Source organism: Mesorhizobium sp. P2_C5_2 (assembly GCF_056404535.1).
On the sequence record NZ_JBFUDV010000001.1, the window covers coordinates 1,017,114 to 1,028,400 of the forward strand.

Sequence of the window (11,287 nt, forward strand, 5' to 3'; positions counted from 1 at the left end):
GAGCGTGGCGAGATCACGCCATCACAGCCCCAGGTCAACGAAGTATGATGTCGTCCGAAAACCGCGTCACACGTTTCGGCATCATGCTCTGGAGAGGTGTCCATGGACTGCTCGGGCTGCGGTTTCGAGATCGAGGGCGGTTACGCCTTCTGTCCGAAGTGTGGCCGGCGCCAGCCCGTGTCATGCGCCAGTTGCGGCTACGCCTGCGCACCTGATTTCGAGTTCTGTCCGAAATGCGGGGCAAGCGTCGGTGCGTCCGCAAAAGCCGTCGAACGGCCTGCTCCGAGCCGAACCATTGTGGCGCCTTCTCGAACTCCGTCGAACATCGAAAGCGACGAAGGGTCGCCTCCCGCCTCTGACGCCGATCGACGGACGGTAACGGTCCTGTTCGCCGACCTCTGCGGCTTCACGACGCTCAGCGAGCAGCTCGACCCCGAGGTCATGCAGGCGCTGCAGAACGAACTGTTCAAGGAATTGACGGCGGCCGTGCAAAGCTTTGGTGGTTTCGTCGACAAATTCATCGGCGACGCTCTGCTTGCCTTGTTCGGTGCGCCGGTCGCGCATGAGGACGATCCGGAACGTGCGCTTCGCGCCGCTCTCGACATGATCGCCCGGACGGCGCGGCTCGGTGAAAGCGCCGCCCACTCCGGCACGCCTCTGTTGCTCCACATCGGCATAAACACGGGTCCGGTCGTTACTGGTGGATTGGGCATCGGCACCGCCAAATCCTATTCGGTAACCGGCGACACCGTGAATACGGCGCAACGCCTGCAATCGCTGGCGGTACCGGGTGAGGTGCTGGTAGGCGAGCTCACGCACAGACTGACCCGGCATGCCTTCTCCTACGAGTCGCTGGGTGATGTCGCGCTTCGCGGCAAGGCTGGCAGTGTGCTTGTCCATCGACTGAATGCACCGCTTGCGGCGCCACGGGCAGCGCGTGGGCTCGAGGCGCTCGGCCTCAGTGCGCCGATAATAGGCCGTGATGCGGAGCTCAACAGAATGTTGGCGAGCCTTGACCAGGCGTGCGGCGGCTCGGCCCAGCTTGTCCGCCTCGTCGGCGAAGCCGGTATCGGGAAATCGCGGCTGGTGAAGGAGTTCGTCGCCCGCGTCGGCGACGAGGATCGTTTTCGCAATGTCGCCGTGCGGCAGGCCACGTGTTCGCCGCTGGGCGAACAATCATTCGGCGCCCTGGGCGCAGTGGTGCGCAGCGCTGCCGGGATGATGCAAAACGACAGTGGCGACGAAATGCGGGGGAAGCTCGCAGCCTTGCTTACCGACCTCGGCCTGCAGGGCGAGGAGGCGAAGCGGCTGATGCCTTTGCTCTACCATGTGCTTGGCCTTGGCGACCCCGATGCCACCTTGCAGCATGTCGAGCCCGAGCAGCTGCGGCGGCAAATCCTCTACGCGGTCCGCACAATCATCGAGAGGCGGCTTGCGCTGTCGCCGCTGTTGATTGTCGTCGAAGACCTGCACTGGGCCGACGCCGTCTCGCTCGAGGCACTGCGTTTCGTCATGGACAGGCTTGAGCGCACGCGGTTGATGTTGCTGGTCACGCATCGTCCAGCGCCGGACAATGACCAGCTCGACTCGAGTCGGGTCAGTCATACAGCGCTCAGGCTTTCGCCGCTCAACAGCCAAGATGGGCGCAGCCTGGTGGCGGCGCTTTTCGGCGAGAGCTGGGTAAACTCCGCAGGAGGGCTTCTCGACCAGATTCTCGAGCGCGCGGGCGGCAACCCGCTTTTTATCGAGGAGATCGTTCGCGGCCTGATCGATCGCGGTGCGCTGATACGCGACGGCCAGCAATGGCGGACCGTGGCAGGCGAAGTCGCAACCGGCATTCCCGCCACCATCCAGGCAATGTTGCTTGCGCGCGTCGACCGGCTGCCGCAAGAGGTGCGGCGGTTGGCCCAGGAGGCCGCGGTGATCGGCCCGCGCTTCGATGCCACACTGCTGAAGACCGTGGCGGCCGATCCAGGCCGGCTGGAAGCCGGCTGCGAACTGCTTTGCGATGCGGAAATCATCGAGGAAGTTGCCGGATCAGGCTCGGTCTCGTCGCAAAGCTACCGCTTCACGCAAACATTGCTGCAGGACGTGATCTACCAGAATCTGCTCCTGCAACGCCGGACCGACATCCACGGTCGGGTCGGTGCCGCCCTGGAGCAACTGTGCGGCGACAAGCCGGAACGGTTCGAGGATTTGGCCGTGCTCGGTCATCATTTCGCACAGAGCGCCCAGCGGGAGAGGGGCGCGCATTACCTGCAGGCGGCGGGAGATCGCGCCCGCATGATATACGCCAATGACGACGCCCTTCGTTTCTACGAGCGAGCACTGACCGCGTTGGGCGCGACCGGGCAAACACCGCTCAAACTGGCACTTGCAGAGCGCATTGCCGATCTGAGCGGCCCGGCAGGCCGCCGCGAGATCGCGCACCGCCACTACGAGGCGGTGTTGCAGGCCTATCGCGAGTCAGCCGATCGTGTCGCGTCGGCGCGCGTTCTGCGCAAGATCGGGCGGCTGCTCTGGGACGTGGGCAAGCGGGACAACGCTGAATCCCGCTATGCTGAAGCGGCAGCGCTCCTCGATGGAGCGGATGCCCCGATCGAGCAGGCGCATCTGTGGCAAGAACGTGGCCGACAGGCGTTCCGCAGCGGAGATCACGCTCTCGCGGCAAAATGGGCGGACGCGGCGCTGGATTGCGTGCGCAGTCTGACAACGGAACATGTCTCCGATGATGCCACCCTCGTGACCGCCGAGGCACTTAATACCAAGGCTGTTGCGCTGGCTCGCCTTGGGCGAAACCATGAAGCCGTGCGTGAGGTTGAGCACAGCATCGAATTGGCCGAAGCCGCCGGCCTGCTGGGTGCAGCCTGCCGCGGCTACACCAATCTCGGCGTGCTTTACACGACCATCGATCCGGCCAAGGCGATGGAGGTCTGTCGGCGCGGTCTGGAAGTGGCGCGCCGTATCGGTGATCTGGGTTTCCAGGCGCGCCTCCTCGCCAATCTGGCGGTGGCTTGTTGTACTTTCACGGATCGCTGTCCAACGGAGGGCGTGCCTGCCGCCGAGAAGGCCATCGAGATCGACCGGGCGCTCGACCAGCGCGAGCACCTGCCGGTGCCGTTGATCGTGCTTGGGCAGATCCACCAATGCAACGGGCGTCCGGAACTGGCGGTCGGCTTGTTCCACGAAGCACTGGACGTAGCCCGCGAAACGGGTGAGCCCCAATTGCTGTTTCCGTGCTATGATGGTCTCGCAACGCTTAATCTCGACCTCGACAATCTGGCCGAGGCCGAACGCTACTTTTCCCTGGCGCAGGGTATATGCGCCCAGCACGGGCTCGACCCGGAAGGGCTTGTGGTGCTGCCGTTTCTCGACTAGCCGGGGTTGGAGGTTGGACATGTCCGTGCATAGTGACTTGTTGCCGCTTCAACCGGGCGACCGTGCGCCGAACGTGATCCTCGACGCCATTACCCAGGAAGGCAAGATCGCGCTTGACGACTTTCGCGGCCAAAAGCCGGTGCTGGTCGGCCTGTTTCGAGGTCTGCATTGTGCGTTTTGCCGGCGCCACATCGCCGCCCAGGCGCGGCTCGATCCGGAGCTGCGCGAAAGGGGCGTGGAGAGCCTGACGGTGGTCAACACGCCGATCGAACGGGCGCGCCTCTATTTCCGTTACCACCCGATGCCGAACCTGCTTGCGGCCTCAGACCCGGAACGCGCTTCACATCGTGCTTTTGGGCTGCCCAATCTCGAATTCACCGAGAACGAGACGAACTGGCCATACAAGGTCGCGATGGCAGCGGCACAGGATATGCGGGTCGACATACCTGGCGAATTGCCCGGTCCCATGGATCCTATGACGGCCGCCGCAATCCTCGACAAGAAGGACCACTACGAACTGACCGAAGCCGACGAGCAGATGATGGCAACGGGACACGGACAACTGATCGGCCAGTTCCTGCTGGACCGGCAGGGGATCGTCCGCTGGAGCTTCACGGAGGTTCCGGAGGGTGGGCGATACATGTTTGGGGCGCCAAACCCGAAGGAGCTGATGTCAGCCGTGTCCCAGGTCGCCCAATAGAGCGTTTCACGGAAACGGCGAACCGCTCTATCTCTTTGTTTTGACGCAATTCCGGACGGAAAACCGATCACACTTTTCCTGGAATTGCTCCAGACTTGCGAACGAGGCAAACAGGCGGGTCACTGGCGCCGAGGCAATGGTTGCGGCCCGCGGCCGCGCTATCCTCGCATAATGCGATAGACAGTTGCATCGCCCTCTACACCTCGAAGAGGCGCATCAAACGCGACGACGCTTCGGCCCGCGAGCAGGTCACTCACGCCGGGCGCGCAATAGAGCGCCTCGGAGATGCAGACCTGTCCGGCTTCCGCCAGCGACTGTACGCGTGCGGCGACATTCACGGTCTGGCCGAAGTAGTCGAGGTTGTCGTTGAGTGTGACGGCAATCGATGGACCGCAATGGGCACCCATCTTCAGAATAATCCCCGGCCTGACACTATCGCCGTTGAAGCGATCGATTTCTTCAAAAATGTGCAGGGCGGCCGAAATTGCATCCGATGGCCGCGAGAATACTGCCATCACCGCATCGCCGATCGTCTTCACGACAGCGCCGGAATGCTGGTGGACCGCCGCATTGAGAAGCGCGAAATGCTCGCGGACCAGTGCATAGGCGTTGAGGTCGCCAAGGCGCTCATACATGGCTGTGGACCCCTTGAGGTCCGTGAACAGGAAGGTGATCTGCCGGATGCCGAGCCCCTCCTTCTCGTCGACACGCTCGGAACGGAAGAGGTGGCGGAAGGTTTGCCGCGCAAGCAGCGCCCCGCCGGAAATATATGGGTCGAAATCGAGCGTCGGTTTGGTCGTCAACGCGACAAGCTCGGGCGGCCAGTTGATGAGAAGCAACGCGCCACGACCGGGTCCGGTGTTCGCAACCTCAATGACAACCGGACCGGGTGGAACGACCGGCAATGACGGCAAGAAACGCTTGCCGTCATAGTTGATCTTGAGAAATGTCGGCTCCAACACCGGATCCCCTGAAATGGGTACAGCGAATGCCGCCTGTGTCTGCACGTTGACGCCCGACAGGGCGCCGGGACCGAGATCAGCGCGCAGCATTGTTGTGGTGCCCGGCGGCAGGAACGTCATGCCCCGCACGAAGCCTCGCAGAACGTCCAGAAAGCGTATGTCCTGCCCGGGCAGCCGCCCGTCATTGCCGAAGCGCAGCTTCCAGTGAAAATCCTCGACAGAGAGCGTCTGGGGCTCGTGGAACGGAAGGCGCCGCAGATGGGGCGAGACAGAGAAAGAGACCTCGATAAAGTCGTCAAGGTCGGTATCGCCCGATACGTCGCACAGGCCACAGACGTAATGCGTCTGCAGCGTGCGCAGGGCGCCGAAACTGTCGAGCACCATCCCGGACTGGGGACAGAGCACGTCCCAGCTCATATCGAACAGGCCGCAGCGGGCCGCGTAAAGGAAGAGGTCGATTGCTTCAGGCTCGGCGATTGCGCGGTCGCGGGCGAAGGCCAGCGGATTGACACGATAGAGCGCCTGGTCGTCGCCGCTCCTGATGAGCGTTTCGAATTTTGAGATGACGCGCGGGCTCCATGCTCGCGCTTGCTCGATCTCGGTCATCTTGCCTTCGAGAAGGCGATCGTTGACCACCATCACGCCGAAATCCCCAATTTGCCTTGCGGCAACCTACTAGAAAATCCTGCCCGATGCGAATGGATGGAAATCCTTCGCGTGTCTCAGGATTTGGGGCGGCACGCGCTACACCGGTGCAGACGCTGTGAATGTCGACGTCGGGTGGTCATTAGCCGACTTTTGCAGGCGCTAAGTTCACCGTTGTTCGAGTACGGCCTCGACAGTGGCAACAAAGTCATCGAGCGAGCGGTCTCCGCGAATCTCGATGCGTGGCAGGTCGATGGGGTCGCAATCGAGGTCCGCCGGCCCGTGTTTGCGGCCGAAGCCTACCCGATAGCCGCACTCCCTGGCCAGTCGGCCAAGCCGTTGGTCGGTGACAGAGAAAGGTGCCGCGAACGCCGTGGTTGGCCGACCGGTCCAGCGTTCGATGAACAGACGGGAGCGCAGGAGCTCGGCGGCCAGGTCAGAGCTCGACAGACCATCGATAGCGCGATGCGTCGCCATATGGCTTCCGAAGAACGCACCTTCGGCGGAGAGGCGTCGCACCGTTCCGGCGTCCATAAGCGGCGTCGGCGGACCGATGTCGGCGTCCCATTGTGCAGTTTCACCCACCAGGTCCGTCACCAGGAACACGTCCGCGGTCAGGTCGCTGGCGCGCAAGATCGGCCAGGCATGGTCGGCGAAGTTCTGGAAGCCGTCATCGAAAGTGATGACCACCGGGCGGCCAGCGAAAGGCTGGCGGTTGGCGATCGACGCTTCCAGCTGCTCGGACCCAATGGCGTGAAAGCCATTGGCGCGCAGCCATGCCATCTGGCTGGCGAAGGCGGCGGGTGTGAGCCGAAAACGGGCGAGCGCGGCCGGACCGTCATCGGCGACGCTGTGATACATGAGGACAGGGATGCGCTGGCGTCGCTCGCTGCGCGCGACGTCGCGGCGCAAGGCCCGTGCCCCGCCCCAGACTATGTTTCGCGCCACGCCGATTTCGATGGGCGCGCGGATCGGCGCATGATCAATCCTTGGTTCCGTCGCCACCTCGCCGGGTGACAGGCGGCGGAAGCGGTCTATGCGGTAGAGCTCGGTCTGGATCGATTGCTCCAGCACGAGGCCTTCGGTCGCCGCCAGCGTCTCGGAGATCGCCTGTGCACCGAATGTATTCCAGTCGAAGCCCGTCTTTTCGACATTGTCACGCAGCACGAATGCGTGTGCGCTGATGAAACTGCCTCCGGGCGCCAACGCCTCGGCGAATTTTTTGGCGATGCGCCGCAACTCGGCGAGGTCATCGAGGTAGTAGAGCACTTCCGAACAGAAGATCAGATCCATCCCACCGGGCAGCGTGTCGGCAGCGAAATCGAGTACGCCGAACTCAATGTTCGGCTGGTCGCTGCATCGCGCACAGGCCCGTTCGACGGCTATGGCGGAGATGTCGGTTGCAGTCAGATGGCCCACACGCGGCGCCAGCTGCCGTGTGAAATGGCCCTCCGCGCAGGCCAGCTCAAGCGCCCGTCCGATGGGACCGGCAGGCAGAATTTCGAGCTGCCGCTGATATTTTTCCTGCTCATAGGACGAACCGTAATTCCACGGATCCTCGGTCGCGAAATAGCCATTCCAGAACGCCGTGCGATCCTTGTCGTGCCTGACCCGTGCGCGGCGCGGCGGCGCGACAGGCTCTGTCGGTTCGGCGCTCGAGCGAACCAGCTCCCGCGCTTGCGCGGCCAATTGCGCGAGTTTGCCGAAATGGCTGTCCGGATCGGGCTCGCGCTCCGCTGAGGTCGACAATGCCTCGGCTGCAAGGCTAAGCCGCTCGGCGGGCACGACATTCTGGATCAATTCAATCCAATGATCCCTTGTCACTGGCCCGAGGACGCCGAACTGCACGATGGCTTCGATCTGGCCATCGATCATCAGATGGGCATAAATCTGATCGATTCCTTCCGGAAGTTCGGTTGCGGTCGGATTTCGGGCGTTGATGCGAAGTCCAAGTGTCCGTGCCAGCCTGCGCGGCGCGGCAAGATCGTCGGCATCGAGAAGCATTTGCTCAAGCTGATACTGGATGCGGCGAGCCGCGCCGGGATTGTCCCAGAGCTTGCCGAGTTCGGTGATCAATTCGGTGATGGCGCCGCCGAACCTGTCCCACCGGGAAGCCAGTTGCGCCGGTGCCGACAGGCTTCCGGCCATAAGGCCCTCGACGACCACCCTGGCGATCTCATGCGCCCACTTGCGTCCCGCCGGGAGCGCCCGCAGGGGCTGCGGGTCGATCGAGCGCAAGCCTGAGCCGCAATCCGACGCGGCGTTCCGCAACGCGAGCCACGCGCGTGCTTCGGCAGCGGTGCCGCCGTTCGCCGAATTGGAAACCAAGGGATTATGCGCCACGCCGTCTTACCCGCGCCTGGTTACAAGGTAGAACGAGAGTCCCGCAACGCGCTTACATCGCCGGTTTGGAAAAAGCAAAAGGCGCCCCGAAAGGCGCCTCTTAATCGCTTGATTCCCTCTGAGGAAACTGGAGCGGGTGAAGCGATTCGAACGCTCGACCCCAACCTTGGCAAGGTTGTGCTCTACCCCTGAGCTACACCCGCTCACACGGCCGTTGGGCCGCAAGCCGGGCCTATATGGCTGAAGAGCGCGGCGATTGCAACAGGGAAATGACGGGCTTTTTGGTCGCGCCAAATCGCCGGGCCGAACCTCGTTGGCCAGGCTGGTGGTTCATTGACTTCCCGCATGACGGTCTTGTCTCGGCGGCATCATTGGCCGTAAACGGCTTTGCGCGTGGCCAGACTTGCACCAGATAGGGAAAGACCATCGATGCCGAAGACAGAAGCCGAGCTTTTCGCCTTTCTTGCCGATCTCGGCATATCAGTGTCGACCGAGCGCCATCCGCCGCTCTATACGGTGGCCGATTCGCAGTCGCTGCGCGGCGAGATACCGGGTGGGCACACGAAAAACCTGTTCCTCAAGGACAAGAAGGACAATTTCTTCCTGGTCAGTGTCAGCGAGGACGCGGTCGTCGACCTGAAGCAGATCCACACGATCATCGGCGCTGCCAGCCGGGTGTCGTTCGGCAAGCCGGAGATGCTGATGGAACTGCTCGGCGTCATTCCGGGCGCGGTCACGGTGTTTGGCCTGATCAATGACGCTGAAAGACGGGTCAAGGTGGTGCTCGACCAGGATTTGATGGCGCATGCGGTGGTCAATGCGCATCCGCTGACCAATGAGGCGACGACCTCGATCGCTTCCACCGACCTCATCAGATTCGTCAAGGCAACCGGACATGATGCTGCTATCTTGAAAGTCTCGGCTTGATCGCCACATGGATGGCGAAAACTGACCTCTAGCATGGATGTCGCGCCTGCTCCGCTGGCGAGGGGCGCGACCGGAAGGGCGACGACATGAGCGACAACAACAATCCATTTGGCGGCCAATTCGGCGGCAATTCCGGCCAGTACACCACCTCCGTGCAGTATGGCGGCGCAGAGCCGGCCAAGGCCGCAGCCGGCGCCCCGCCGGCCGGTGGCGACCTGATCAAGGACACCACGACGGCCGCCTTTGCCGCCGACGTCATCCAGGAATCGCGGAAACAGCCGGTGCTGGTCGATTTCTGGGCGCCGTGGTGCGGGCCCTGCAAGCAGCTCACGCCGCTTCTGGAAAAGGCGGTCAAGGCCGCCGGCGGCAAGGTCAAGCTGGTCAAGATGAACATCGACGACCACCCCTCGATCGCCGGCCAGCTCGGCATCCAGTCGATCCCGGCGGTCATCGCCTTCAAGGACGGCCAGCCGGTCGACGGCTTCATGGGCGCCATCCCCGAGAGCCAGATTGGCGAGTTCATCACCAAGGTCGGCGGCAAGGGCAATGGCGCGCCGCCGGTCGCCGAAGCGCTGGCTGCTGCGGCCGAGGCGCATGCGGCGGGCGATGCGCAGACCGCGGCCGATATCTATGACGCCATACTGGCGCAAGCGCCGGAGACGATCGAGGCGATTGCCGGCCTGGGCGAGCTTCTGTTCGAGGCCGGCGACGCGCAAGGCGCCGAGGCGCTGCTGGCAACGGCGCCGGAGGCCAAGAAGGATGCGCCCACGCTTGCCGCGCTGCGCGCCAAGATGACGCTGGCCGCGGAAGCCGCCGCACTCGGCAATCCGGCCGAGTTCGAGCAGCGCCTGGCCGCCAATCCCGGCGACCACCAGGCGCGTTTCGACCTCGCCATGGTCCAGAATGCGCGAGGCGATCGCCATGCGGCGGCGGATAATCTGCTGGCCATCATCAAGGCGGACCGCACCTGGAACGAGGACGGCGCCAGGGCGCAGCTGCTGAAACTGTTCGAGGCTTGGGGGATGGCCGACGAGGCGACGCTGGCGGCACGGCGCAAATTGTCGTCGCTGCTGTTTTCCTGAGCCGTTCGCCAGCGAAATTGTCGGCAGAGTGGCTGTCGGGCCTTGCGGTCGGTGGCCGCCGCGCCAGATTAGGCCGATACTATCGTCGTCATGGGCAGGCGAAGCCATCGGAGGAGTGAAGGTGCAGGTCGGAAACGCATTTTACCGGGTCGGCAAGGATCTGCCGCCGACCATCCCGGTGTTTCCGCTTGCCGGCGCGCTGCTTTTGCCGGGCGGCCGTATGCCGCTCAACATTTTCGAGCTGCGCTATCTGCAGATGGTGGATGAGGCGATCGCCGGTTCACGGCTGATCGGCATCATCCAGCCGAGCCTCGACGGCGCGCTGCGCGCCGATGGCGAACCAGAACTGTGCAATGTCGGCTGCGCCGGGCGCATCATCTCGATGGCCGAGAGCGGCGACGGCCGCTATCTGATCTCGCTGCAGGGCGTATGCCGGTTCCGCGTCGCGCATGAATTGCCGGTGAAGACGCCGTTTCGGCAATGCAAGCTGGCACCGTTCCTCACCGATCTTAGGGAAGACCAGGCGGCAAACGAGGTCGACCGGCCGGCGCTGCTCAAGGCATTTCGCGCCTATCTGCAGGCCAATGAACTCGAAGCCGACTGGGAAAGCGTCAGCCGCGCCGAGAACGCCATGCTGGTCAATGCGCTGTCGATGATGGCGCCTTACGGCCCGGCCGAAAAACAGGCGCTGCTTGAGGCGGCGGATTTGAGGGCGCGAGCCGAGACGCTGATCGCCATCACCGAAATGGCGCTGGCGCGCGAGAATGAGGACTTTGGTTCCAGTCTTCAATAGGGGCCGAACCGGTTGAAAGGGGTTCCGATGGTTGCGGATGGGCGTGACGGCAAGACGGCCAATGTCGACCCGAAACTGCTGGAGTTGCTGGCCTGCCCGCTGACCAAGGGGCCGCTGGCGTGGGATCCTGAACGCGGCGAATTGATCTCGCGGGTCGCCAAGCTCGCCTATCCGGTGCGCGACGGCATCCCGATCATGCTGCCTTCGGAGGCGCGGAGCATTTCGGCGGAGGATGTGCTGTCGCCGCCGCGGCTGGGTGGGCCGGCTTAAACGGCGGGTGTCGTTCAAGGTGCCGGCGATATAGAAAATCGCTCTGCGGTGATCCTTCACCGCCCCCTCTGCCCTACCGGGCATCTCCCCCATTTGGGGGGAGATCGGCAGCTTCGTCGCCCAGCCCGTCTTTAACGTTGGAGATTGGCGAAGGCGGAGATGACGGCCAATCTCCCTCCTTGTGGGG

9 protein-coding genes and 1 tRNA gene are annotated in these 11,287 nt (G+C 63.4%); 7 read left to right on the plus strand and 3 right to left on the minus strand.

Features of this window, described 5'->3' with window-relative positions:
- Positions 1 to 102: 102 nt before the first annotated feature.
- Together AC1D1B_RS04865 and AC1D1B_RS04870 are read left to right on the plus strand one after the other, a co-directional pair.
- On the plus strand, positions 103 to 3,378 hold the full coding sequence (locus tag AC1D1B_RS04865; protein ID WP_477329841.1) for an adenylate/guanylate cyclase domain-containing protein: 3,276 nt from the start codon (positions 103 to 105) through the stop codon (positions 3,376 to 3,378).
- A gap of 19 nt (positions 3,379 to 3,397) precedes the next feature.
- Positions 3,398 to 4,078, plus strand: a complete 681-nt coding sequence (locus AC1D1B_RS04870) for a redoxin domain-containing protein (RefSeq protein ID WP_477330545.1) — start codon at positions 3,398 to 3,400, stop codon at positions 4,076 to 4,078.
- Positions 4,079 to 4,236: 158 nt separating this feature from the next.
- Here AC1D1B_RS04870 and AC1D1B_RS04875 read toward each other — a convergent pair whose 3' ends face one another.
- Positions 4,237 to 5,682 (minus strand): DUF5939 domain-containing protein, encoded by a 1,446-nt coding sequence (locus AC1D1B_RS04875; protein ID WP_477329843.1) that lies wholly within the window; start codon positions 5,680 to 5,682, stop codon positions 4,237 to 4,239.
- Between the two features lie 171 nt (positions 5,683 to 5,853).
- Entirely contained in the window at positions 5,854 to 7,470 is a 1,617-nt protein-coding gene (locus tag AC1D1B_RS04880) for an SAM-dependent methyltransferase (RefSeq protein ID WP_477329845.1), read from the minus strand.
- Between the two features lie 24 nt (positions 7,471 to 7,494).
- Between AC1D1B_RS04880 and AC1D1B_RS04885 the strand changes: the two genes are divergently transcribed.
- Positions 7,495 to 7,929, plus strand: coding sequence for a hypothetical protein (locus AC1D1B_RS04885; protein WP_477329847.1), 435 nt, complete (start codon positions 7,495 to 7,497; stop codon positions 7,927 to 7,929).
- A gap of 227 nt (positions 7,930 to 8,156) precedes the next feature.
- On the opposite strand, the gene AC1D1B_RS04890 is transcribed toward AC1D1B_RS04885, so the two are convergent.
- Positions 8,157 to 8,231 (minus strand) — tRNA-Gly (locus AC1D1B_RS04890).
- Positions 8,232 to 8,457: 226 nt separating this feature from the next.
- Between AC1D1B_RS04890 and AC1D1B_RS04895 the strand changes: the two genes are divergently transcribed.
- From AC1D1B_RS04895 to AC1D1B_RS04910, 4 genes are all read left to right on the plus strand, one after another.
- Positions 8,458 to 8,955 (plus strand): prolyl-tRNA synthetase associated domain-containing protein, encoded by a 498-nt coding sequence (locus AC1D1B_RS04895; RefSeq protein WP_477329849.1) that lies wholly within the window; start codon positions 8,458 to 8,460, stop codon positions 8,953 to 8,955.
- Positions 8,956 to 9,041: 86 nt separating this feature from the next.
- Positions 9,042 to 10,037 (plus strand): thioredoxin, encoded by a 996-nt coding sequence (gene trxA, locus AC1D1B_RS04900; RefSeq protein ID WP_477329851.1) that lies wholly within the window; start codon positions 9,042 to 9,044, stop codon positions 10,035 to 10,037.
- 121 nt (positions 10,038 to 10,158) lie between these two features.
- On the plus strand, positions 10,159 to 10,830 hold the full coding sequence (locus AC1D1B_RS04905) for an LON peptidase substrate-binding domain-containing protein (protein ID WP_477329853.1): 672 nt from the start codon (positions 10,159 to 10,161) through the stop codon (positions 10,828 to 10,830).
- A 27-nt stretch (positions 10,831 to 10,857) separates the two neighbouring features.
- Positions 10,858 to 11,100, plus strand: a complete 243-nt coding sequence (locus tag AC1D1B_RS04910; protein ID WP_477329855.1) for a Trm112 family protein — start codon at positions 10,858 to 10,860, stop codon at positions 11,098 to 11,100.
- Positions 11,101 to 11,287 lie beyond the last annotated feature (187 nt).

Excerpts from the sequence above, each read along its gene's own strand:
- AC1D1B_RS04865 (WP_477329841.1), top strand. The coding sequence starts at position 103 with ATGGACTGCTCGGGCTGCGGTTTCGAGATCGAGGGCGGTTACGCCTTC.
- AC1D1B_RS04870 (WP_477330545.1), top strand. The coding sequence starts at position 3,398 with ATGTCCGTGCATAGTGACTTGTTGCCGCTTCAACCGGGCGACCGTGCG.
- AC1D1B_RS04885 (WP_477329847.1), top strand. The coding sequence starts at position 7,495 with ATGATCCCTTGTCACTGGCCCGAGGACGCCGAACTGCACGATGGCTTC.
- AC1D1B_RS04895 (WP_477329849.1), top strand. The coding sequence starts at position 8,458 with ATGCCGAAGACAGAAGCCGAGCTTTTCGCCTTTCTTGCCGATCTCGGC.
- trxA (WP_477329851.1), top strand. The coding sequence starts at position 9,042 with ATGAGCGACAACAACAATCCATTTGGCGGCCAATTCGGCGGCAATTCC.
- AC1D1B_RS04910 (WP_477329855.1), top strand. The coding sequence starts at position 10,858 with ATGGTTGCGGATGGGCGTGACGGCAAGACGGCCAATGTCGACCCGAAA.